Here is a 24,175-nt window from a genome sequence, read left to right on the forward strand (position 1 = left end):
AAACCGATCGATAAGGGAGAGGGATACAAAAAGCGGACGCACACGCACGGGTCTCCCGCTGGAGGATGGCAATGGCGACAGAACGAGAAGGCGCCTTCGAGGACATGTCCCTCGACCACGTGGTGTTCCATGTCGGCGACGCGCACCAGGCCGCCGCGGAACTCGTCGACCGGTACGGGTTGGCGGTGCTCGACGCGTCCGAGGACACCTCCGCCCGGTCGGTGGTGGTCGGCGGCGGCGGTGACATCAGCCTCGTCTTCACCGAGGCCGTCACCGAGGACCACCCGGCCGCCGCCTACGTCAGGGCCCACGGCGACGGGGTCGCCGACATCGCGCTCGGGGTCCGTGACGTCCGCGCCGCCTACGACGAGGCGGTCCGCCGGGGAGCTCGGCCGGTGTCCGCCCCCAGCGAGGACGGCGGCCGCGTCGTCGCCACCATCATGGGTTTCGGCGACGTCACGCACACCTTCGTGCCACGAGGGAGCGCCCCGGCCGCGGCGGGCGGCGCGGACCCGGCACCCGCCAAGACGGGGGTGTACGCGCTGGACCACTTCGCGGTGTGCGTCGAACCCGGGCAGCTGGCCGCGACCGTCCGGTTCTACGAGGACGTCCTGGACTTCCGCATGACCTTCGAGGAGCAGATCGTCGTCGGCGCGCAGTCGATGAACTCCCAGGTGGTGCAGAGCACCTCCAACGCGGTGACCCTCACCATCATCGAACCCGACACCTCCCGGAACCCCGGGCAGATCGACGACTTCCTCAAACGGCACGGCGGTTCGGGCGTGCAGCACATCGCCTTCGTCACCGACCACATCACCGACTCGATCCGCCAGCTCCGCGACCGGGGTGTCGAGTTCCTCACCACACCGGCCGCCTACTACGAGGCGTTGACCGACCGCATCGCACTGACCAGGTACCCGGTGGCCGAACTCGGTGAACTGCACATCCTCGTCGACGAGGACCAGGGCGGGAAGCTGTACCAGATCTTCACCCGGTCCACCCACCCGCGGGGCACCTTCTTCATGGAGGTGATCGAACGGGCGGGCGCGCGGACGTTCGGTTCCGGCAACATCAAGGCCCTGTACGCGGCCGTCGAGGCCGAACTGAGCAGGCAACCGCGCTGAGCACCCCGCCGCCCTCCCCCCGCGCCCGCCCCGGAAGGGGATGCTGATGGAACCGCTGCGCCTGGCGGACCTGCACGGTTCGCTGGCCGACCCGGTGCTGGCCGCCATGGAGTTCCTCAACGAGGTCGCCAACCGGTACCCGGAGGCCGTGTCCTTCGCCCCCGGTCGGCCCTACGAGGAGTTCTTCGACGTCGACGACCTGCACCACCACCTGCGCACCTTCCACCGGTACCTCGTCGAGGACCGGGGGATGGACGACGCGGGCGCCCGCCGGACGCTGTTCCAGTACGGCCGCACCAAGGGCGTCATCCACGAGTTGATCGCCCGCAACCTCGCCGAGGACGAGGGGGTGCGCGTCGACCCGGAGGCGGTGGTGGTCACCGTCGGGGCCCAGGAGGCGATGCTGCTCGCCCTGCGCGCACTACGCGCCGACCACCGGGACGTGCTGCTGGCCGTGTCACCGGTGTACGTGGGCATCACGGGCGCGGCGAGGCTGGTGGAGATGCCGGTGCTGCCGGTGCGGGACGGCGAGGCCGGGGTCGATCTCGACGACCTGGTGGCGGTGGTCCGGCGGGCGCGCCGGGAGGGGCTGCGGCCGCGCGGCCTCTACGTGGTCCCCGACTTCGCGAACCCGTCCGGGGCCTGCCTGGACCTCGCGACGCGGCGGGAACTGATCCGCACCGCCGAACGGGAGGACCTGCTGGTCCTGGAGGACAACCCCTACCGCCTGTTCGGGTCGGCAGACGAACGACCGCCCACGCTGCGGGCGCTCGGCGGGAACCGGGTGATCTCGTTGGGTTCCTACGCCAAGACCGGGTTCCCCGGCGCCCGCGTGGGTTACGCCGTCGCCGACCAGCCGGTCGACGTCGGCGGCGGGCGCACCGTCCCGTTGGCCGACCAGCTGTCCAGGCTCAAGAGCATGGTCACCGTCAACACCCCGCCGGTCGCCCAGGCGGTGATCGGCGGACTGCTCCTCGACCACGGCCTCAGCCTCGTGAAGGCCAACACCCGGGAGATCGAGGTGTACCGCCGCAACCGGGACCTGGTGCTCGACGGTCTCGCCGCCCGGCTTCCCCGGGCGGCGGAGCTGGGGGTGAGCTGGAACCGGCCCAGCGGGGGCTTCTTCATCGTCGTGACCGTGCCGTTCCCGGTGGACGACGCCCTGCTGGAGCGGTCCGCGCGCGAACACCGCGTGCTGTGGACGCCGATGCACCACTTCTACGGGGACGGCAGGCCGTTGCCGCACCTGCGGCTGTCGGTGAGCCTGCTGACCCCCGAGCGGATCGAGGACGGGCTGGACCGCCTGGCCGCGTTCCTCACCGAACACGCCGAGGCGGCCCGCGCGGGAGGCGGTCGCTGACCGGGCGCACCCGGGGTCGGCGGCGGTACCCGCTCAGGCCGCCGCCGACTCCCGGCGCGTCCCGTGGGCACGCGCCCCGCCCACCGCCAGCCACGCCACCGCGCAGCAGGCGACGAGCACCGGCCAGGGCCACACCGCCCCCCGCGCCAGCAGGCTGGTGAACAGCACTGGCGCCACCACCATCGCCACACCCCAGGACATCTGGTGCACCCCGAGGTAGCGGCCCCGCATCTCCTCCGGCGCCAGGCGCGCCGCGAACGCGGAACTCGTCGGCGCGAAGAGCAGCTCCGCCGAGGTGAACACCACGATCCCGAGGAACAGCATGACCAGGGCCGCCGGTGGCGGCAGCAGGGCCGACGCCCCCAGCACGAGGAAGGACACCGCCCACAGCACCGAGGCCAACCGGAGCACGCCCGTCTCGGCCCGCTTCTCGGTCCACCGGACCACCGGCGGCTGGGCCACGACCACCAGCACCGTGTTGACGGTGTACAACGCTCCCGGCAGCCACGCGTGGGCCGGCATCGTCACCCCCACGAAGGCGGGCACCAACAGGATGATCGCGTACACGGCGACCACGAAGAACGCGTTGGCCACCACCAACAGCGTGAACGGGCGGTCCCGCAGCACCCGCAGGTACCCGCCGGTCGCCCGGGGCCGCGCCACCGCCGCGCGCCGACCCGCCAGGGCGTGGGCCTTGGGCCAGGTCCCGATGAGCAGGGCCACGAACAGGTAGATGACCGCGTTGGTCACCGCCAGCGCGTGGTACCCGATGTCACCGAACCCGACGACCGCCGCGGCGATCATCGCCCCCACACCCAGCGAGGCGTTGCGGGCCGACCGGATCAGCCCGAACCACCTCGGCTGCTGTTCGATCCCCACCAGGGACACCACCAGGGTTCCCTGGGCGGGCAACCAGGCGCCGTCGGCCCAGTAGATCAACGCCGCCGCCAGCACCAGCTGCCACGGCGTCTCCACCCACAGGTAGGACACGAAACCGAGGCAGCGCAGCAGGTTGCAGCCCACGATCACGGCCGGCGCGCCGAACCGGTCCACCAGCGGACCGCTCAACACCCCGGCCGGAACCCCCGCGAGCGCGGCGATCGACAGCGCGGTACCGATGGCGACCAGGCCGAGGTCGGTGACGGCCAGGAAGTACGGAATGGTGAAGGGCAGGAACATGCCACTGCCGAGGCTTTCCACCCCCGCCGAGCCCGCGAGCCGACCCAGTCCCCGCAGCCGAGGGAATCCGAACCGTTCCGCGCTCCGGGAAATCACCACGGCCGGCAGGATATCCACCGGAAAACAATGTTGACAATGATAACGAAACGAAAAGACGCGTCGTTAGGATGCCGGGAAAAACGTCTGCGCGGAGGTAGTGGCGTGCTGGGAGAAAACGAGGACACCGCCGAGTTCGAGGTCGTCGTCAACGACGAGGAACAGTATTCCGTGTGGCCGGTCGGACGGGAGGTCCCGGCCGGGTGGCGTGCCGTGGGCCAGCGGGGTCCGAAACGGCACTGCCTGGCCTGGATCGACGAGAACTGGACGGACATGCGGCCGCGCGCCCTCCGCGCGGCGCTCGCGGGCACCGGCACCGCCGGGACGGGAGAGCCGGCTTGACCGGACCCACCGGCCCACCGCGTGTCCCGCTGATCACCGCCCCGACCCGCGTCCAGCGGATCACCGGTGTGGCCCGCCGTCCGATCCACCTCAAACGCGACGACGAGAACTCGCCGGTCTTCGGTGGCTGCAAGACCAGGGCGCTGGAGTTCGTCCTGGGGGCCGCGTTGGCCGAGGGAGCGACCGCGGTGCTCACCGCGGGCACCGCCGGCTCCAACCACGTCGCCGCGACGGCCCTGCACGCGGCCGGTCTCGGGCTTCCGGTCACCGCGTTGGTGCTGCCCCAGGAACCCGGCCCGCTGGTGTCCCGGAACCTGCGGCTGGCGCTGGGCGCCGGGGCACGACTGGAACCGGTGCCACCAGGGGTGTCGGTGCACCCGGACCGGCGGCGACACCGCGAGGCAGTCGAGGAACTCCGCGCGGGCGGCGCGCGGCCCTTCGTCATCCCCTTCGGGGGAGCGGCCCCGGTGGCCGGGAGAGCGCACGCCCTGGCCGGCCGGGAACTCGGCGAGCAGGCGCGCGCCCTGGCCCTGCCCGAACCGCTGCGGGTGTACCTGCCGGCCGCGTCCACCCTCACCGCGGCGGGGATCGCCGCCGGACTGGCGAGCACCGGCCTGTCGTTCCAGGTCACGGCCGTGGACGTGGTGGGGGACGCGTCGGTGACCGGACCGGGGTTGGTGGAGCGCGCCCGGGAGGCCGCCGCCGCCCTCGGTGTCGCCCGCGACCAGGTGCGACCCGAGCATCTCCGACACGTCGACGGGTACTCCGACGCGCCCTACGGGGTGCCGGGCGCCCAGGCGGGGCGCGCCGCCGACCTGCTGCGGGAGGCGGCCGGGGTGGAGGTCGACGAGTGCTACGGGGCGAAGGCGTTCGCCCGCCTCCTCGCCGAGGTCGACTCCGACGAACCGGGGACCCACCTGTTCTGGCACACCGGCAACACCCGGTCCGCCCTGGACGTGCCGTCGCGACCCCTGCCCCCCGAACTGGCCCACCACGACCGTTGACCCCCATCGGAGCCGCACGCGGGGGTCGCCGGCCACCGACCTCACCCTGGCGGCGCGGCCCGCCCGAACCCGACCCCGGGGCTGCCCACCCCCTCCCGGCGCGCCGAACGCGCCCGCCGAGGAACGTCCCCCGCCCCGACGAGCGCGGTCACCGGCACGGGCAGCACCGCCGGCACCGGGCCGCCGGCGGGGCGGGACCCACCCGCCGCCCCGCGCGGGTCCCCGTCGCCGGGAGGCCGCGGCTGGCCGCCGCCCGGTCGCCGTCCACCACGGGCGGCCGCGCCCTGTGGCGCGGGAGCGCGGCCGGTAGCACGCGGCCGGCCCGGGCGGCCAGGCCGGCCCGGCCGCGTCCTGACCGGGGGAGTGGGTCAGGCGCGCGGTGCCGAACCGGAACCCGCCGAGCCGCGCCTCGAACGGAACGCCGACCTGGTCCCCACGGGGGCCAGGCTGGCCGCGCGGGATGGGCTGGACGGGCCTCCCGGCGCGGTCCGGGTCAACCCGGACCGCGCGTTCGTGGCCGGGGCCTCCGGAAGTCCATCGCCGTGCCGAGGCCGGCCGCCGAACATCCCGACCGGTTCCCGCTCGGTCGCCGGCCGGCCACCAGGGCGGCCGGCGGCGGCACGTCCCCTCACGGTCGCATCCCGGCGCTGTCGATCCACGGTGGCCGGGGCGCGCCGAGGCCATGACCAGCCAACCGCGCGCGCCGGACACCGGGCGGGAACCCCGCCCCACGGGCCCCCACCGTTCGCGTCCCACCGCCGCGCGAGCGGGGCGGACGAGCTCCACCACAGGAGCCGCCCGCGACCCGACCCGTGCGGTCGGGGTGACCAGCCGTCGGGAACTCGGGTGAAGACCGTTCCCGACGTGCTGGTCACCAGTCGGAGCTGATCACCAGGTCACCGGGAGCCGCTGGGGCGATCGCAGCAGCGTCCCCTCCTTCCAGGGGACGTCCTCGGCGGAGGTGACCAGCCGCAGGTCCGGGAAGCGGGTCAACAACGACGACAGCGCGACCTGGAGCTCTCCCCGCGCCAGCTGAGCGCCGAGGCAGACGTGCACCCCGCCGCCGAAGGCCAGGTGCGGGTTGGTCTCCCTGGTCAGGTCGAGGACCTCGGGGTCGGAGAACACCCTGTCGTCGCGGTTGGCCGAGTTGGTGCTGGCCACCACCGCCTCGCCCGCGCGGACCAGGACCTCGCCCAGTTGGACGTCCTCGGTGGCGATGCGGGCGAACGCGCCACCGGATCCCAGCGGGATGTAGCGCAGGAGTTCCTCCACCGCCGAGGGAACCAGCTCCGGGCGTTCCCTGAGCATCGCCCACTGCTCGGGCCGCGACAGCAGCAGGTAGACGGAGCTGGCGAACTGGCTCGCGGTGGACTCGTGCCCGCCGACCAGCAGGGTGATGCCGGTCTGCCGCAACTCCTGCTCGGTGAGCCGGTCGTCCTCGTGGGCGGCGACCAGGACGCTCATCAGGTCGTCCCCGGGCTCCCGCCTGCGCTGCTCGGCCAGTTCGCCCAGGTACTCCTCCAGGCCGGCACGCGCCGCCCTGACCTCCTCCCGCGTGTGGGCCGTGGTGGACAGCACCATCGCCGAGAAGTCGCGGAACCGGTGGTGTTCCTCCGGGGGCACGCCGAGCATCTGGGAGATGACCGACACCGGCAGGGGGAGCGCCAGGCTCTCGACCAGGTCCGAGGGCGGACCGGTGCGCTCGATCTCGTCCAACAGGCCGTCCACGATCTCCTGGGTGCGGGGGCGGAACTCGCGGACCCGCCGCGCGGTGAAGCCCCGCGCGATCAGTTTCCGCAACCTGCTGTGCTCGGGTGGGTCCATGCTCAGGATCGAGCCCGTGGGCGCCGCCTCCGGCGTCACCCGGGGGGTGTCCTCCCGCCCGGCCGCGCGGGCCCGGCTGAACCTCGGGTCGGAGAGCACGGTCCTGACGTCGGAGTAGCGGGTCACCAACCAGCACTCGTCGCCGAAGGGCAACCGCACCCGCATCGCCGGCTGCTCCGCGCGCGACCGCGCGTAGCCGGGATGGATGTCCAGGCGCACCGGGTCACCGAAGGGGTAGGAATGGGTGTCAACTGTGGTCACGAGCACTCCTCGTCAGTTCGGGGAGGGAGCCGTCGGGCCCTCTCCGGGTGGTGGTCGGCGAACCGGCGGTCGGGGAGCCCCGCCGGGGACCCTGATCACCGCTGGGGTGGTGGCCGGTCGGGACGCGGGGGCACGGCGGGGGTCGCGTTCCCGTTCCTCGGGGCGGACGAGCCGGCGGCGCACGGCCCGCGAGCCGTCGGAGGCGGCCCCCGTGGGTGGCGGGCACCGGGCCCGGCCGCCGCCGCGCCGCTCGGGAGCCGGGAACCGCGAGGCCGAGGAGCCCGCCGGGCCGTACGCGACCCGGGACCGAGCCCCGCCTCCGGTGACCCGTTGTGTGTGTGGAGGTGCGAGCACCGCCCGCTCGGGGCGGGGCAGCAGGCCGGGATCGCGGATGCGCGCGCCAGAACCGAGTTCCTCGTGCTCATCGGACAGGGGACAGCCGCCCGTCAGTGGCCCACGCCGTCGGCGAGCCAGCTCGCGGCTCCGCTCGGGGCGGGGGTCCTCGTCCGGGTGCCCCGCTCCATCGGGTCGCCGACGGAGTGCACGGGTCGTCCGACGCCGGGCAGCGGTGGGCGACCCGCACGGGGAACGGGAGCGGCCGAGCGCTGCCGGCAGTCCCGCGCGCACCCGCCGTCGCCGGCCGTCCACACGCCCCGGTGGCGCAGTTCGCGCACCATCCTGGGCACGTCCCAGTGCGGCCGGCCCGCCAGGTGCGCCGCGGCGGCCAGCAGCGTCCCGGGAAGTCGCTCGCACAGTTCGACGAGCTGGGCGACGGCGTCCGGGTCCCGGGACACCCGTCGCGGTCCCACGATGCCCCTGACCAGGTCGACGGCCTCGTGCCGTCGCAGGCCACCCAGCCAGAGCGGGACCGTCCCGCACCGGGCGACCAGTTCGCGCAGCGGGTCGCGGGAGGTCACCAGCACGTGGCAGGTGGCGCTGTTCGGCATCAGCGGCCACACCTGGGCGGCGTTCCGCGCGTCGTCGAGCACCAGCAGCATCCGCCGGTCGGCGACCAGGGTCCGGAACAGCGCGGGCCGCTCCTCCCGGCTCGGTACCCGCTCGGGGGGAACACCGAGCGAGTGGAGGAGGTGGGAGAGGGCCGTGTACGGGTCGGCCGGGGACCGGTGCGCGTCGTGGCCGCTCAGGTCGACGAAGAGCTGCCCGTCGGGGAACAGTTCGGCGTTGCGGGCGCCCCACCACACGGCCAGCGCGGTCTTGCCCACCCCACCGGCGCCCACCAGCAACCCGAGCGGTGGCACCCCGTCCCGGCCAGCCCTGCTCCCCAGGCGGTCCAGCGCGGCCACGGCCTCGTCCCGTCCGACGAAGGCCCGTGTCGCGGCGGGAAGCTGCGCCGGCGGGCGGTCGACCGGGGGGCCGTCCTCGTCCCGCAGGATGCGTTCGTGCAGGCGTCGCAGCTCGACGCTGGGTTCCAGGCCCAGCTCCTCGACCGACCGCCGCCGCCACCGGACGAAGGTCTCCAGGGCCGCGACGCGGTGCCCCGACCGGTACTGCGCCATCATCAGCAGCCCGTGCAGGCGGTCCCGGAGCGGGTGCCGTTCGACCGCCTCGGCGAGTCCGGCGACGAGTGCCCCCTGCTCTCCCAGACCGAGTCGGAGTTCCGCCTGTTCCTCGTAGGCGGCGAGGATCCTCTCCTCCAGCTGCGCCGCGGCCTGTTCGGGCACGACCCCGCCGACGTTGGACAGCACGGGTCCGCGTCGCAGCGCCAACGCCTCGTCGTAGCGGCGCACCGCCTGGGCCGCGTCGCCCGCGCGCGCCCTGGCGTCGGCCACCAACTCCTCGAACACCAGGGTGTCGATGCGGTGTTCGCCCGGGTGCAGGACGTACCCCGGTGCGGCCGTCTCGATGAGGGTGCCGTGCACCCCGCACGAGCGGAACGTCTTCCGCAACGCGGACACGCAGATGGCGACCTGGGTGCGGCTGCTCGACGGTGGTCTCGCTCCCCACACCGTCTCCACCAGGCTGTCGACCGACACGACCCGGCCGGCGTTGAGCAGCAGCATCGTCAACACGATCCGCTGACGGGGACCCCCGATCCGGACCTGACCACCTGCCGCGTGCACCTCCAGGGGCCCCAGCATGCGGAAATCCAACGTCGTGGACATCGAGCCTCCGAATCGCAGTACGACGGTGCCGTTCGGAACCGAGGCGGTCGTCAGGACGGGTCGGACCGGACTTGCGTGGCCAGCCGCCCGGCGTCGGCGAGGTCGGCGCACCCGGCGAGGAGCAGGGCCTGCTCCAGCTCCAGCCGCAGCAGGTCGAGCACGCGGGTCACGCCGCGCTGCCCGTCGGCGGCGAGTCCCCACAGGACCGGTCTGCCGAGGAGCGCACCCCGGGCGCCGAGCGCCAGCACCCGCACCAAGTCCGACCCGCCGCGGATGCCGCTGTCGACCAGCACCTCCACCGCGTCCCCGACCGCCTCGACCACCCGGGGCAGTGCGACGGCGGTGGGGGGCGCCCCGTCGAACTGCCGTCCGCCGTGGTTGGACACCACCACGGCGGACGCGCCCAGGTCGGCGCAGCGCGCCGCGTCCCTGGGGTCCAGGACTCCCTTGACCACGAGGGGAAGACGGCAGCGGCCGCGCAGCCACTCCAGGTCGCGCCATCCCAGGGTCGGGTCGAAGGCCAGCGCGGTGTGGTCCGCCACCGCCGAGGAACCCGCTCGGCCGACGTGCGCGTGGCTCGTAGGCCCGGTGTCCAGGTGCGCGGCCCGCACCGAGCTGGGCAGCGCGAAGCCGTTGCGCACGTCCCGCGCCCGACGCCCCATGACGGGGACGTCGACGGTGATGACCAGAGCCTGGCAGCCGGCGTCCTCCGCGCGGTCCAGCAGTTCCTCGACCAGGCCCCTGTCCCGCAGCCAGTACAGCTGGAACCAGAGCGCCGCGCCGGTCTCGGCCAGCTCCTCGACGGTTCGGCTGCTCAGGGTGCTGACCGTGAAGGGCACTCCTCGGGCGGCGGCCGCGCGGGCCGCCGCCAGTTCCCCCTCCGGGTGGAGCAGGCACTGGTAGGCCATCGGGGCCACCGCGACCGGCAACCTGGCCGCCGTCCCGACGAGCGACGCGCTGGTGTCGGTGGAGTCGATGCCCGTGAGGACCCTTGGGACGACGTGGGTGGCGTCGAGGGCGGCCCGGTTGGCCGCGAGCGTGCGTTCCATGCCGCTGCCGCCGGCGACGAAGTCGCGGACCTCCGGTGCCAGGAGCGCTGCCGCGGCTCGTTCCACGTCAGCGAGGTCGACGGCCTCCCGGGGGCGCGGCGCCGTCACGGGTGGGAACTTCTCGGCGGGACTCCTGGAACGGCGGCGGGAGCGCGAACCCCCCGGCGGCCGCCGGCCGCCGTCGGACGAGCGACCCGGTCGGGGTCGGGTTCACGACGGTCGGTCGCCAGTCCGTCGGACATGGGTGTCCTCACCATTCCCCCATCCGCCCCGAGAACGCGTGTGTGTTCAGGGCATGGTTTCTTCCCGCGCCGATGTGGTTGGTCGGTGCGGCTGACTACGAACGAAGAGCTGGTGGTCGGCGCATTCGTGCGGCGATTCGGTGAAACCGTTGAAACGCTAACCAGGGCGGCAAAACCTGTCAAGGGTCGGAAGGCGCGGGTTTATTTCGCGCCGGCTGATCGGCCTGGGTCGTCCCGTTACTCGTTTTCGGGTCGGGTGAAGATCAGGGGGGCGTGTGACCGGAGTGGGTCGAGTGCGGCGAAACCGGTGGTGAAGCGCAATGCCGCCGGTGTTCCGACGTGGCCGGAAGGGGAGTTCGTGCCGGACGCCGTTCGTCGTCGACGAGCGAAGTCAGTCGGCGTGGAACGGGAATCGTGGGGCTGAACGTCGTAGTGTTCCCGGGTGTTTCCGGGGGTTCGACTGGTTCCGATGTCCCAGTCGCCGTACGCCCGGTGGGCAGAGCGCCCTCGCGCGTGTGCGGTCGCTCCGCCGGACCGGAACGGCGTCTCGTCGCCACCGCCCCTCCTGGCGTCGCGCTGACCGCTGGTCAGTGGGCCATGCCGGTGCCGTACCCGGGTTGGGGCAGGTGGGGGGCCTGGAGTGCCGGTGGCGGGCACCGAGGGGCGTGGGTGCGGGGTGGTGGTCCGCCCGCGACGTCCGGTTCAGGTCCGTGTGTGGCGCCGCCGGCGGACGAGGCGAACTCCGGGCCGGCTCCGACCGTTCGCTCAGGCCGGTCGGTCGGGGGAGCGGGCGGCGCGAGCCCGTCCCGCCGTTCACTCCCGTCCGGGCCGCACCGGTTGGCGGACCAGGGACGAGCACCGAGGCGGAGTCCCCGTCCGCCAGGTGGCGCGGCGCCCTGTCATACCACGCCCGCCACGGAGCACCGCCGGTCGGTGAACGGGCGGAGCTCCCGGGTGAACATTCACGGGCTGTTCTCCGCCGGGTGTAACGGCGACTTCCCTTTGTCCGATGCGCATTCCATTCCGCATTCGTACCGGGGCTCGGCGTCCGAAACGGCGGCTGCCGGAAAACCGGTCCCGCCCGCCAGAGTCCTCGCCCCACCTGCTCCCACGGATACCCACCCCGAGGATGTCATCACGCACCCGATGCCGCGGTGTGCCGCACCCGGATCGACGGCGTCGCGCGCCCATTCGACTCCGCTGTCGGGAACGGGTGCGCGCCCACCGTCTCGTCGTCGCGGGCGACTCGTACCCGGAACGCCGTGGAACGCGGGCCGGACCGCTCGCCGGGGTGTCGGGATGGGGTGGCGCCACGGCGGCGGCGTTCTCAGCACACCAGGGAGTTGACGATCGTCGAGCTCGCGACCGTCAGCTCCGCGCCGAGGGAAACCTTCATCATCGCGAGACCACCGAGCGTCGCGAGGTAGGCGACCGCGAGTTCGCGCGGCGGGCCGGGGCGGAACCCGCCTTCGCGCTGCCCCCGTTCGACGAGGTCGACGAGGGCGTCGAGCAGCGCGACGTGCTCCTCCATGAGGCTCCCCGTCGAGGGAGGGCGCACCGGCAACGCCACCGCGTGGTTCATCAGCGTGGAGAACTCGGCGAAGCCCTCCTCGCGGGCCACCGCCGACAGGAAGTCCTCGGTGAAGCGGGTGAGCACCCGCTCGGGCGGATCCTCCGCCCGCAGCCGCCGGGCCGCGTCGCGCAGTCCGTCGGTGGCCTGACGGACCAGCGCGTCGAAGAGCTCGTCCTTGGACGGGTAGTGCCGGTAGATCAGCCCCGTGCTGATGCCGGCCTCGCGGGCGATGTCCCGCACGCTGGTGGCCGCGAACCCGTGCCGGGTGAACAGGGCGGTGGCGGCGGTGTGCACCCTGGCCAGGGTCGCGGACCGCATCGCCTCGTACTGGGCGCTGGGGCGGGGCACGCTTCCTCCTTCCGGGTCGGGGGACCAGTGCGACACCCGTCACCGGCGTTCCCACTCCATCGACACGTAGTGGTTGATGCCGCTGAACCTCGTGTGCTTCACCGGTATCCGCCGGTACTCCACGAAGCCGAGCTTCCGGTACAGGCGCAGGGCCGCGACGTTGGTGTCGGCAATGTACTCGAGCACGTAGCGGCGGTGGCCGGACACCCGCATGAGGTGGGTCAACAGCGCGGTGGCCACGCCCTTGCCCTGGTGCGCCGCGGCCGTCCCGACGTACTCGAGGGACGCCGTGTCCGCCGGCAGGTCGAGGGTCTTGCCGAACTCCCTGCTGAGCACGGCCGCGCCGATGGTGCCCTTCACCAACCCCAGCTGCCGGACGAACTGGCGCCTGTCCGGGCGGACGCTCTGCTGGCGGCCGTCGGTCAGCGCGGTGATGCCGGCGGGTTGGCCGTCCACGACGGCGAGGTGGAAGTGCTCCGGGGCCATCATCGGCTCGAACAACGCCGCCAGCCGCTTCGGGTCCTTCGAGAAGTACGTGAAGTCGGCGCCGAAGGCGTCCACGTAGACCTCCGTGACGGCGCGGCGGTGCTCAGCCCCGAAGTCGCGTGCGGGGATGACCTCGATCATCGGTGTCCTTCCGTGGGAGTGGGGCGACCGCTGTCGTCCCAGGTCATGGCGGCCATCATAGGGTGAACTTCTGTTCATTCTATGTTGCGGGTGGCGGGTGGGCGCCGCCGGGTGGTTCGAGGAGGTCGCTCGCCAGCCCGCGCGCCTCGGGGCGAACGGGATCAGCGCCCCCGCCCGCGTCCGTGCCGGCTCGCCGGTCACATCCCCGGCTGCTGGTGCCCGCATCCGCGGAGCCGGTGCCGCTCACGGGCCCGGAACTCCTCGACGCGTCGGCGGGTCGCCGCGCTCGCGCCAACCGGAGACGAGGAGGCGGAAAGGCCGGTCGAATCCGGGCGGCCTTGGCCTTGGCGCGGGAGACCGGAGCCCGCGAACGTTCTCGCTCGTCGGAAAGGGACCGTGTTCCGGGAACTCGTTCTCCTCGCGTCCGCGACGTCGGAATGGCCACGAAGAACGGGGACGAGCCGGGCTGTGGTCACCGATGGCGGCGAGCGAGGAGTTCGGCGAACCCAGGCCGGACGAGCACCGGAAAAGGCGCCCCGTGCTTCGCCGCGACCGGTGGAGGAGCACCGCGTCGGGGAGCACCAGCAAGGCGCGGCGTCACCACTGACCGTCGGGCACAGCACTGACGCATGGCGGAATGCCACCACCCTGGTCGACATGGCACCGCGCCGCCCAGACCGCCCCGCCACCTGGTCCGCCGATGCCTCGAGCCGGGGGCTCCTCGCCGTCCCGGCGCACGCTGCCGCCCCGCCCGACCGGCATATCCGGGCCGAGAACGACGACACCAGCCCCGCCCCCGGTGCTCCACCCGCCGCTGGTCGCCGCCCGCTCACCAGAAGCCCCGGTTCGGCGCACCACGTCCCGCGCCGGGCGCCCGCCCGCTGGTACCGGGACGAGCGGCCTCCGCCACCAGTGGCCCCGAACGGCCACGAAGGACTCGAAAGGGAAGGGAGATCACTCCGTCCGACCAATGTTTCCCCGAAAACGGCGCCCGCTGGCAGCGGAACGTGAGAAGAATAACGGCGGTCGCCGCTGTCCGGGGTATGGCAATTCGCGCGGAAATCACTCCGTCGGCCTGGTTCCAAGGTACTGGGACGAGCGAATCGACCGGGTGCCTCCCCTATTCCGCGCGAAAAACGGCCACCCCAATGGGGGTACACAGGTCGGGGGAGAACGTGTGAGATACCAAACATCCACCCGATTTCCCGACAAACGGGGTCACCCAGCAGGAACCCGCGCACCCGGCCGGGGACGCCGGCGGAAACCCCGACTCCCGGAAACGCGCCCACCGGTCGCCCAGCGCCGTCGGCCGTGTCCGCACATCCCATTCCCCACTGTCACCGCGCGGTTCGCGACCGTCGAACGACGACGTCGAATCCGGCGGCGTGCACCACGCCGCGCGTACCCAGCAGAGGAGAAGCGATGCCCCCCGCAATGGACCTGTTCGGACTGCGAGGCAGGACAGCACTGGTGACCGGAGCCTCCCGAGGCATCGGAGCGGCGGTCGCCACCGGCCTCGCCGCCGCCGGGGCGGACGTCGCGCTCGTGGCACGGGACACCACCCGGTTGGAGGCCGTCGCCGACCAGGTGGAGAACCTCGGGCGCCGAGCACTCGTCCTCACCTGCGACGTCACCGACCTCGACCAGATCAGGGCGGCCGAGAGGACCACCCTCGCCGAGTTCGGCGCACCCGACATCCTGGTCAACAACGCGGGAGGGATGAGCCACGCCGGTCCGTTCCTGGATCTGGAACCCGACGACTGGAGCCAGGTGCTGCGCCTCAACCTGGAATCCCTCGTCTGGGTCACCCACACCTTCGGTCGTCACCTGGTCGAGCGAGGCAGCGGCTCGGTCATCAACGTGTCGTCCATCGCCGGGGTGAACGGCATCCCCCTGCTCTCCCACTACGGCGCGACGAAGGCCGCGGTCATCTCGTTGACCCGGACCCTGGCGGCGGAGTGGGGGCCCGCCGGCGTGCGGGTCAACGCCGTGGCCCCCGGCTGGACGCGCACCGACCTGACCACGACCTTCTTCGCCGATCCCGACGCCGCGCAGGGCCTGCTGTCGGCGGTGCCCGCCGGCCGGCTCGAGGACCCGGAGGACATGGTCGGCACCGTCGTCTACCTCGCCGGCGACGCCTCCCGCACGGTCACCGGCACCGTGGTGGTCGCGGACAACGGCACGGCCTCCTACGTCGGCGGCCCCCAGCTGCTCCGCTTCCTCGACCTCGGTCGCCTCCCCGTCTGACCACGCATCCGAAGGACTTGCCGTGTCCGAACGCTCCGTCTTCCTCTTCCCCGGTCTCGGCGCCTACTCGCCCGGCGCCCTCCGCCGGGCACGGCGCTCCCACCCCCAGGTGGACGCCACCTTCCAGGAGATCGACGCCGCCGCCGTGCTGGCCGGCGCGCCACCGGTGTCGACCACGCTGTTCGACGGGGAACCCCGATCGATCCGCCAGCTGCTCGCCGAACCCGCCGAAGTGCTCCAACTCGCCATCTTCGGCATCTCCGTCGCCGTGCACCGCGTCCTCACCGAACGCGGAGCACGTCCTCACCTGCTCGTGGGCCACAGCTTCGGTGAGATGGCCGCGCTCGTGGCGGCCGGTGCCTTCAGCCTCGCCGACGGTGTCACCCTGGTGTGCGCCAGAGCCGCGGCGCTGCGCCCCTGGGAAGGCCGGGGCGCCATGACCGCCGTGGGCATGGACCAGGAATCAGCCGGCCACGTCCCCGGTGTGCTCGACGAACCCGAGCTGGTCGTCGCCTGCCTGAACGCACCCCGGCAGACCGTCCTCGCCGGGCCCCCGACCGCGCTGGACCGAGTGGAACGACTCGCCGAGGTGCTCGACGTCCCCCACGCCCGGCTGCACCTGCCCTACGCCTCCCACCACCCCACGATGCGGCCCGCCGTCGCCGACTTCGTGGCCAGGATGGCCGACGCCCGGCAGCTCCCCCTCCAGGCGGCCGTCCACTCGCCCGTGCACGGCCGCCGGTACACCGACGACGACGACCTCAAACAGGCATTGGCCGAGTGCCTGGTACTGCCGGTGCGGTTCACCGACACCGTGCGGTCCCTGCACTCCAGGGGCTACACGACCTACGTCGAGAGCGGGGCCCTCAACACGTTGACCAGGTGCGTCGAACACACCGTTCCCGGGGTGCGCACCACCGCCCCGCTCCTCGACCCCGAGGAGGAGGACGCCGGCCTGCGCGCCGCGCTCACCTCCGTGGCCCGGCCGCGCGCCACACCGATCCAGGCCGAGGAGGAGCCGGTCCCGTCCCACCCCGCCCCGGCGCGGGAACCGGAGCCGACGGACGTCCGCCCCGCCGCCGCTCCGCCCGGCCTGGTCCCGCCCCCGGTCGGCGCCGCTCCGGACCGGGAACACCTGGTGGTGGAGCTTCGAGCGCTCTACGCCGAGACCCTGGAGTACCCGCCCGAGCTGCTCACCGAGGACGCGCTGCTGGAGGCCGAACTCGGGGTGGACTCGTTGAAGCAGACCTCCCTCCTGGGCCGGGTCGCGGACCGGTTCGGCCTGCCCGCCGGGGCCGCGGAGCTCCCGGTCTGGGAACTGCCCACCCTGCGGCACGTCGCCGACCACGTCGCCGCCGCCAAGGCACGCCGGTGAGCGCCGCCGCCACGGAGTTCGCCGACCGGGTCGTGGTCGTCACCGGAGGAGCACGAGGTGTCGGCCGGGCGATCTCCTCGGCCTTCGCCCGCCGAGGCGCGCACGTCGTCGTCAACTACTTCCACGCCACGGCGGAGGCACCGCGCCTGGTCGAGGAGCTGACCGCCGCCGGGGCCTCGGTGGAGGCGCTACGCGCCTCCGTGGCCCGTCCCGACCAGGTCGAGCGCCTGTTCGACGAGGTGGAGCGCCGCCACGGCGGCGTGGACGTGCTGGTCAACAACGCGGCGTCGGGAGCGTTGCTACCCCTGGACCAGCTGCACGACACGCACTGGCAGCGGGCGGTGGACACCAACCTGCGGGGCACCCTGCGGTGTTCGAACCGGGCCGCGCCGCTGATCGCGCGTCGCGGCGGCGGTTCCATCGTGAACCTGTCCTCGATCGGCGCCTCCCAGGTGATCGGGAACTACGCGACGGTGGGTACCACGAAGGCCGCCGTCGAAGCGCTGACCCGCTACCTGGCCGTGGAGTTCGCCCCGCACGGCATCCGCGTCAACACCGCCTCGGGAGGCCTGCTCGACGGCACCGTGGCCGGCCTGTTCCCCGACGCGCGCCGGCTCGCCGACCGCGTCCGCGCCGCCACCCCGTTGGGCCGGCGGCTGGGCCGGGAGGAGGAACTGGCAGAACTGGTGGTCTTCCTGGCCTCGCCCGCCGCCTCCTGGATCACCGGGCAGACCGTCGTCGCCGACGGAGGGCTCTCCCTCGGCGCCGCCGTCCTCGGCGCGGAACCGCTCGCCGCGCCCCCGCCGCCGGCCGAGCCGCCCCGGCACGACCCGCCCGCCAGGGCGGACGCCGCGCTCGGAACACCACCAGCCCGGACTGGGGGCACCGCGCGTCCCACCACCACCCGGGCCCGCGCCGACGACGACGCGCGGATCGCCGTGGTCGGTAGCGGCGTCGTGACCCCCGGGGCCGACGACCCGGAACGACTGTGGACCGTGCTGTCCGACGGGCGGAACGTGTTCCGTCGGCCGGTGCTCTTCGACGTCGAGTCCTTCTACTCCCACGACCCCGCCGCCGAGGACCGCACCTACTCGCCGCGTTCCGGCTTCATCACCGACTTCCGCCCCCACCCCCGACTGGCCGCCGAACTCGCGGACGGCTCGCACCAGTCGCGGGAGGCCACGACGCTCTGGCTGCGGCACTGCCTGCACACCGCCCTGGACGGGGTGCGCCGGGGGGTGGCGGACCGCTGCCTCGCCGCCTTCGGCTACACCGCCGACGGCAGCCAGGACCTCGAGACGCACCTGGTGCTGGCCGGGTACCTCCACCGGCTCGGCCCCCGGACCCCGGCCCCGGTCGTCCAGGCGCTCCGGCGCCGCTACGACCGGCTCGGCCAACCAGCGCACGAGTTCCTGCCCCACCGCGTCGGCAGGAACGCCGTCACCGGGATCCTGCCCGACGACACCGAAGTGCTCATGGTCGACACCGCCTGCTCCTCCTCCCTCTACGCCCTGGACCTCGGGGTGAAGGCACTGCGCGCGGGCGAGGTCGACCTGGCCGTGTGCGGTGGTGCCTTCGCCTACACCGCGCGTGACCTCGTGTTGTTCTCCAAGCTCCAGGGGCTGTCCCGCTCGGGCACCGTCCGCTGCTTCGACCGCGCCGCCGACGGGGTGCTGTTCTCCGACGGTGCCGGGGTGGTGGTGTTGAAACGCCTCGCCAGGGCGCGGGCGGACGGGGACCGGGTCCTCGGCGTCGTCGAGGGGTTGGGCCTGGCCGGGGACGGGCGGGGCAAGGCCATCTACGCGCCCAACGCCGCCGGGCAGGCCCTCGCCCTGCGCCGTGCCTACCGGGCCGCCCGGGTCGACCCGGCGGACGTCGGCTGGGTCATCGCCCACGCCACCGGCACCCGGGCGGGGGACAGCACCGAACTGGCCGCTCTCCGGGAGGTCGCCGGGGACGGCGGCTCCGCGCTGCTGTCCTCCAACAAGGCGGTGGTCGGCCACACCGGTTGGGCCGCCGGCGTGGTCTCGGTGTGCCAGGCGCTCACCGGTCTCGCCCGGGGCGAGGCACCCGCGCAGCCCTACCTGGTCGACCCCATCGACGCCGTCCGCGACAGCCGCTTCCACCCGCCCGCCGCCAGCTCCGACCGGGCGCTGGCCGCCGGGAGGGACGGCGTCCGCCGGGTCGCCGTCTCCTCCTTCGGGTTCGGCGGCACCGACTCCCACCTGATCCTCGCCGAGGACGCCGAGGACGCCGAGGACGCCGAGGACAGGCGGGCCGTGCCCCCACCACCGGAGGACATCGTGGTCCTCGGCTGGGCCAGCGACCTGCCCGGCGACCACGGCGACGCCTGGCTGCGGGGCACCGGCTCCCCACCCGCCACGACCTTCGGGGAGGACTACCCGCTCCCCGGGTGGCGGGAGGTCCGGCTGCCCCCGGCCACGCTGCGCGGAATGGACCGCACCCAGATCATGGTGCTCCGAGCGGCGGCCGCGCTGCCCACACCCGTCCAGGCGGCCCTCGACACCGCCGGCGACACCACCGGAGTGGTCATCGGCCACCTGGGGCCCACCCGCCGAGCCGTGCACCACGCCCTGCGCTGCTACCTGGGCGACGTGGACCGCGCACTGGCCGGCTGCCCCGACCACTCGGCCCGCGAACGCGACGACGCCCTCGACCGGCTCGGCCACGAGGTGCGCGCACTGGTCCCCGCCGCCACCGAGGACTCCTTCCCCGGCATCATGCCCAACATCATCGCCTCGCGGCTCGCCTCGGACCGAAACTTCCGGGGACTGGCCGTGACCGTCGACGGCGGCCCGGACTCCGCGCTCGACGCCCTGCGCACCGCCGAACGCTACCTGCGGCACGGCGACCTCGACTTCGCCGTGGTGGGCGCGGTCAACGGCAACAGCACCGAGGAGCTGCGCCGCGTGCTGGAATCGGCGGGGGAGTCGGACACCCCGGCCGAGGGCGCCTTCCTGGTGGTCCTCGCCAGGGAGTCCACCGCACGCAGCCACGCACTGCCAGCGTTGGCCCGGCTGCGGACGAGGTTCGGCGCCGCCGACCCGAGCGGCGCACCCCGCCAACACCCACCCTTGGCCGGTTCCGGTCGCACCTACCTGGGCGCCGACCCGCTGGTGGCGCTGGTCGCTCACCTGAGCCGAGGTGGCGGAACCACCACCATCTCCTCCCAGGCCGGGATGGGGCCGCGACTCGACGTCACCAGCCCGAACCCACCAGCACCACCCCCGGTACCCGCCCCGGACACCGAGCCAGCCGCGACGGGCGGCCCGACGCCCCGGGCCCCGCTGACCAGGGTGACCTGCCAGCTCGACGTGGCCCCGCCCCGCCGGGTGCGCCGCCCGCTGCCCGCGCTGCCCGGAGGAAGCCTGGTGGTGTGCTCCCACGCCGACCTGGTCCCCAGTTCCGCGTTGCCAGCGGACGCCACCGTGGTCGTCGCCCCACGGCCGGCGCCCGCCGGCGACCAGCCCACCACCGAGGCACTCGCCGGTCTGCTCCCCGAGACGCGGACCTTCGACCACGTGCGGGTCCTCGTCAGGGTCGGCGCCACCGACGCCCCACCGGCCGACCTGTCCACCCTGGACCAGCTCCGCGCCACCCACGACCTGGCGTTCCTCGCCGCGCGGCGCTGGCGCGGACGGCCGAACTCCTCCTACGCGGTACTGCTGGCCGACGCGCTCGGCGGCGACGCCCTCCACCCGGGAACCGGCCCCTTCACCGGGCTGGTCAAGGCCCTGGCCAGGGAGATGCCGCGGGCGACCGCGTTCGCCGTCGCCACCGACTCGCGGGACCCGGTCGCGGCCCTCGACCTCCTCGCGCTGGAGTCGGCCCGGGCCCACGACCTCGCGGTCGTCGCGCACTCCGCCGGCCGGCGCCGGGAGTACCGGCTCCTGCCCGCCACCGGACCAGCCCCCGCCGGCGGTGCCCTGCCACCCGGCGGGGTGATCGTGGCCGCCGGCGGCACCCGGGGCCTCACCGCGCGGCTGCTCACGCGGCTGGCCGTCGAGACCGCGCCGGCCGCCGTGTACCTGTTCGGCCGCAACGCCCCCGGCGGCGCCGCCCCACCCGACCGGGCCGCGTTCCTCACCCGGCGCCGTGACGAGGAACCCACCGCGCCGGTGGCCAGGCTCGTCGCCGAGCGCGACCGGCTCGTCGCCGCCGCCACCACCGCCCGCACCGTCCGCGAGCTGGCCGACCACCTCCCCGGCGGCCGCGTCCACTTCGTCTCCTGCGACCTCACCGACCCCGACCAGACCAGGGATGCCGTGCGACGCGTCCTCGCCGCGCACGGAGGGGTCGACCTGCTCCTCAACGCCGCCGGCCGCCACAGCGGAGGACGCGTCGCCACCACCTCCCCGCGCACCGCCCGCGCCGTCCGCGACACCAAACTCCTCGCCTACCTGAACCTGCGCGCCGCCTTCGCCGAGCACCCCCCGGCCCGTTGGCTCAACCTCGGATCCCTGCTGGCGGTCCTCGGTTGGCCGGGGGAGGCCGACTACTGCGCCGCCAACGACGTGCTCAACGCCACCGCCCTGTGGCGCGCGGCCTGCCTCGACGGCGGTGAGACCACCATCGCCTCCCCCCTGTGGGACGAGTCGGGTTTCGCCGCCGAACCCGTCGTCCTCGGCCTCCTCCGACGGCAGGGCGCGCTCACCGGGGTGTCCGACCAGGAGGGCACCGACCTGGTCCTCGACGAGCTCCGACGCGGCCTGCCCACGCCCCTGGTCACCCACCTGGGCACCGCCGAACGCCGGCTGCTCGCCACCAGCCGCCGCCACACCGTCGAGGTGGCCCCGGACGGGGACGGCCCCCTGACGTGGCGGTTCGACCCGGAACTCGACGACTACTTCCGCCGGCACCGGCTGCACGGCGCGCCCACCCTGCCCGGAGCCTGGGTCGCCGAGATCGCGCTCGCCGCGACCGGCCGCCCCCACCCGGCCGGGCACCCGCTCGTCATCACCAACCTGCGGTTCCCCGCACCCCTCACCCTCCCCGCCACGACCGGCCGCGCCGTCGCGGTGCGGGTGGACCGGACCGGCGACGGCCTCCGGGTCCGACTGCGCGCCGACGTCGTCGCCCACGGGCAGGTCCTGCGGCGGGACCGGCTGCACGCCGAGGCCACGATCGGCACCGCCGACCACGCCCCCCAGCCCGCGACGACCACGCCGCCGGCTGCCGTGGGCACCGCGACCCGGTTCCGGTACGGAGGGGAGGGCCCCGTCGCGCTCGACCCGCCCTTCGCCTCCCTCACCGACGTCCACACCGGACCCGGGTGGGCGCGGGCCACGTTCCGGCCCCACCTCGACCCGTGGGCCGAACGCCTCGCCGGACTGCGCCTGCCCGTGCTGCTCCTCGACGCCCTCCTCCAGTGCTGCCTCCTCGCCGACCGCGTGCCCGGCGAGGGCACCGGCCTACCCGTCCCGGCCGGCGTCGACCGGATCGAGGTGCGCACCGAGGCCAACGACACCGCGCTGCTCGACGCGCACCCCGACGGCGTGCGCGTCCACGCCACCACGGGAGGGGGAGCGGCCGCCTTCGGCGCGGACGGCCGCCCACTGGCGCTGGTGCGGGGAGTGTCCACGCCGAGGAGGACCCACAGGGAGGAGAGCCGCGATGCGGATCGAGGATGACCCCGAGTTCCGGGCACTGCTGGTCGCGTTGTCCCAGCACGAGGTCTTCCACGACCGCCCAGGACTGGACCACCAGCGGCGCTGCGCCCTGACCTACGACCGGCTGCGGGTCGTCGGCGAGCACCTGCCCCCGGGCAGTGAACTCCTGGCACGACCGCGCCGGCTGTTCATGGCCTTGGAGTGGGCCGCCGTCACCGACCCCCCGCTGTTCCTCGCCCTCACCCTCCACGTGTGCCTGAGCCTGGGCGCCGTCGTCGAGTTCGGCGGGGACCGGGCACGGCGGCACGTGCGCGACCTCGACGAGATGCGCGCCTTCGGCGCCCTGCTGGTCACCGAGGTCGGGCGGGGCAACAGCCACCTCGGCATCCGCACCGTCGCCGACCACGACCCCGCCACCGGGGGTTTCGTGCTCACCACACCCGACGAGACCGCCAGGAAGTTCATGCCGAACGTGGGGCTGCCCGGAGTGCCGAAGACCGGAGTCGTCTACGCACGGCTCCGCGGGGGCGGGCGGGACCACGGCGTGTTCCCCTTCGTCGCGCCCATCCGCACCGCCGAGGGCACCCCCGAGGGCGTCCACGTGGTCCCACTCCCCGAGGCGCCGCTGCTACCCCTGGACTACGCCCTCATCCAGTTCGACGCCCTGCGGCTGCCCCGGGACGCGCTGCTCTCCGACGACGCCCACCTCGACGACGCCGGTGTGCCGCAGGATCCCCTCGGCGGCGGACAACGGCGTCTCCGCCGGTCCCTCGACATCCGGCATGGCGCCTGGGTCGCCTCGGCGGCGGCCCTGGCCGCCGTGACCAGGGCGAGCGTCGTCAACGCGCTCCGCCACAACCGGCACCGGACCACCGCCTCACCCCTCACCGTCGAACGGCCGGTCCTCGACCACCGCGCCCACCGGCGTCCCCTCGCCCTCGCGCTGGCCGACTCCTACGCGTTGACCCGACTGGTGGACCGGGTCAAGACCGCCTGGTCCGGGGGAGCGCGGGCCGACGCGGACGACCCCGCCTGGCGGCCCGGACCCGGGCTGAACCGCACCTGCGGGCTGGTCAAGGCCACCGCCAGCGCCCTGGCCGCGCGGGTCATCGGCGAGTGCGGACTGCGGTGCGGGGCGCACGGCATGTTCCGCCCCGGCCGGTGGGTGGAGTACCAGGGGCTCGCGCACATGCTGGGCCCGGCGGCCGGGGACGGCTACCTGATCACCCTGGAAGCGGCGCGTGCCCTCGCCGGGGGAGACCACTACGCGCCACCGCCCGCGCAGGGCCCCACCGGGCCCCCGACCACCCCGACCTCCTGGACGGCGCTGGTCGCCGCCCGGGAACGGTCGTTGCACGAGCGGTTGACCAGCGAGCTGGGGGTGGCACGGCGACACGGCCAGTCCGGGTTCGACGCGTGGAACGATCGGAGCCCGCTCGGCGTGGACCTCGCCGAAGCCCACGCGGCCACCCTGCTGGTGGAATCCGCCCTCGCCCCGCCGGACCGGTCCGTCCCGGCCCGCGCCGCCCGACTGGCCGCGACCCTCGGCGCCCTGCACGCCTCGAAAGTCCTGCTCCGCCACGCCGACTTCTACCTCACCGAGGGCCTGCTCACCCCGGAGGCGCTGCGCGGACTCGCCGGCGGGGAGCACGCGCTGGTCGACCAGGCCGTGGCCGACCTCGACGCCGTGCCGGACCTCCTCGACCTCCCACCCGGGTCGGCCGGGCCATCCGAGCCCCGGTGAACCCCGCCCACCGGCCGGGGAGAGCCG

Annotated in this window: 14 protein-coding genes; 8 read left to right on the forward strand and 6 right to left on the reverse strand. The window is 74.1% G+C overall.

Going from position 1 to position 24,175, the window contains the following annotated elements:
- Nucleotides 1-71: 71 nt before the first annotated feature.
- Both hppD and C1701_RS23415 read left to right on the forward strand, forming a co-directional pair.
- On the forward strand, nucleotides 72-1,124 hold the full coding sequence (hppD, locus tag C1701_RS23410; protein WP_030106185.1) for a 4-hydroxyphenylpyruvate dioxygenase: 1,053 nt from the start codon (nucleotides 72-74) through the stop codon (nucleotides 1,122-1,124).
- A 40-nt stretch (nucleotides 1,125-1,164) separates the two neighbouring features.
- On the forward strand, nucleotides 1,165-2,484 hold the full coding sequence (locus C1701_RS23415) for an aminotransferase-like domain-containing protein (protein WP_026420606.1): 1,320 nt from the start codon (nucleotides 1,165-1,167) through the stop codon (nucleotides 2,482-2,484).
- Nucleotides 2,485-2,517: 33 nt separating this feature from the next.
- On the opposite strand, the gene C1701_RS23420 is transcribed toward C1701_RS23415, so the two are convergent.
- Nucleotides 2,518-3,780: an MFS transporter gene (locus C1701_RS23420; RefSeq protein WP_337661905.1), complete on the reverse strand. Its 1,263-nt coding sequence runs from the start codon at nucleotides 3,778-3,780 to the stop codon at nucleotides 2,518-2,520.
- A gap of 84 nt (nucleotides 3,781-3,864) precedes the next feature.
- On the opposite strand from C1701_RS23420, the gene C1701_RS23425 reads away from it, so the two are divergent.
- Both C1701_RS23425 and C1701_RS23430 read left to right on the forward strand, forming a co-directional pair.
- The gene (locus C1701_RS23425) at nucleotides 3,865-4,101 is read left to right on the forward strand and encodes an MbtH family protein (protein WP_211237626.1); all 237 of its coding nucleotides are present in this window, start codon (nucleotides 3,865-3,867) and stop codon (nucleotides 4,099-4,101) included.
- Entirely contained in the window at nucleotides 4,098-5,105 is a 1,008-nt protein-coding gene (locus C1701_RS23430; protein WP_245588973.1) for a 1-aminocyclopropane-1-carboxylate deaminase/D-cysteine desulfhydrase, read from the forward strand. Before C1701_RS23425 ends, C1701_RS23430 begins: the two co-directional genes overlap by 4 nt.
- Before the next feature lie 888 nt (nucleotides 5,106-5,993).
- Here the strand turns inward: C1701_RS23430 and C1701_RS23435 are convergent.
- The 5 genes from C1701_RS23435 to C1701_RS23455 form a co-directional block, all read right to left on the reverse strand.
- A complete protein-coding gene (locus C1701_RS23435; protein ID WP_103056619.1) occupies nucleotides 5,994-7,190 on the reverse strand; it encodes a cytochrome P450 in 1,197 nt (398 codons plus the stop codon).
- Nucleotides 7,191-7,636: 446 nt separating this feature from the next.
- Entirely contained in the window at nucleotides 7,637-9,313 is a 1,677-nt protein-coding gene (locus tag C1701_RS23440; protein WP_245588972.1) for an AfsR/SARP family transcriptional regulator, read from the reverse strand.
- 50 nt (nucleotides 9,314-9,363) lie between these two features.
- On the reverse strand, nucleotides 9,364-10,470 hold the full coding sequence (locus C1701_RS23445) for an alpha-hydroxy acid oxidase (RefSeq protein WP_103056620.1): 1,107 nt from the start codon (nucleotides 10,468-10,470) through the stop codon (nucleotides 9,364-9,366).
- 1,461 nt (nucleotides 10,471-11,931) lie between these two features.
- Nucleotides 11,932-12,525: a TetR/AcrR family transcriptional regulator gene (locus C1701_RS23450; protein ID WP_026420599.1), complete on the reverse strand. Its 594-nt coding sequence runs from the start codon at nucleotides 12,523-12,525 to the stop codon at nucleotides 11,932-11,934.
- A 39-nt stretch (nucleotides 12,526-12,564) separates the two neighbouring features.
- Nucleotides 12,565-13,152: a GNAT family N-acetyltransferase gene (locus C1701_RS23455; protein ID WP_337661906.1), complete on the reverse strand. Its 588-nt coding sequence runs from the start codon at nucleotides 13,150-13,152 to the stop codon at nucleotides 12,565-12,567.
- Between the two features lie 1,422 nt (nucleotides 13,153-14,574).
- Here C1701_RS23455 and C1701_RS23460 point away from each other — a divergent pair.
- The 4 genes from C1701_RS23460 to C1701_RS23475 are packed head-to-tail and all read left to right on the forward strand — an operon-like array spanning nucleotide 14,575 to nucleotide 24,148.
- Entirely contained in the window at nucleotides 14,575-15,399 is an 825-nt protein-coding gene (locus C1701_RS23460) for an SDR family NAD(P)-dependent oxidoreductase (RefSeq protein ID WP_211237625.1), read from the forward strand.
- A 22-nt stretch (nucleotides 15,400-15,421) separates the two neighbouring features.
- Nucleotides 15,422-16,774 carry an acyltransferase domain-containing protein gene (locus C1701_RS23465; RefSeq protein WP_103056622.1) on the forward strand — a complete coding sequence of 451 codons (1,353 nt, stop codon included), beginning with the start codon at nucleotides 15,422-15,424 and terminating at the stop codon, nucleotides 16,772-16,774.
- Complete coding sequence (locus C1701_RS23470) at nucleotides 16,771-22,425, forward strand: SDR family oxidoreductase (RefSeq protein WP_337661907.1); 5,655 nt, start codon at nucleotides 16,771-16,773, stop codon at nucleotides 22,423-22,425. The genes C1701_RS23465 and C1701_RS23470 overlap by 4 nt, the downstream gene beginning before the upstream one ends.
- On the forward strand, nucleotides 22,409-24,148 hold the full coding sequence (locus C1701_RS23475) for an acyl-CoA dehydrogenase family protein (protein ID WP_051314382.1): 1,740 nt from the start codon (nucleotides 22,409-22,411) through the stop codon (nucleotides 24,146-24,148). Before C1701_RS23470 ends, C1701_RS23475 begins: the two co-directional genes overlap by 17 nt.
- Nucleotides 24,149-24,175: the final 27 nt, after the last annotated feature.

The organism is Actinoalloteichus sp. AHMU CJ021 (assembly GCF_002895405.1).
GTDB lineage: Bacteria > Actinomycetota > Actinomycetes > Mycobacteriales > Pseudonocardiaceae > Actinoalloteichus_B > Actinoalloteichus_B caeruleus.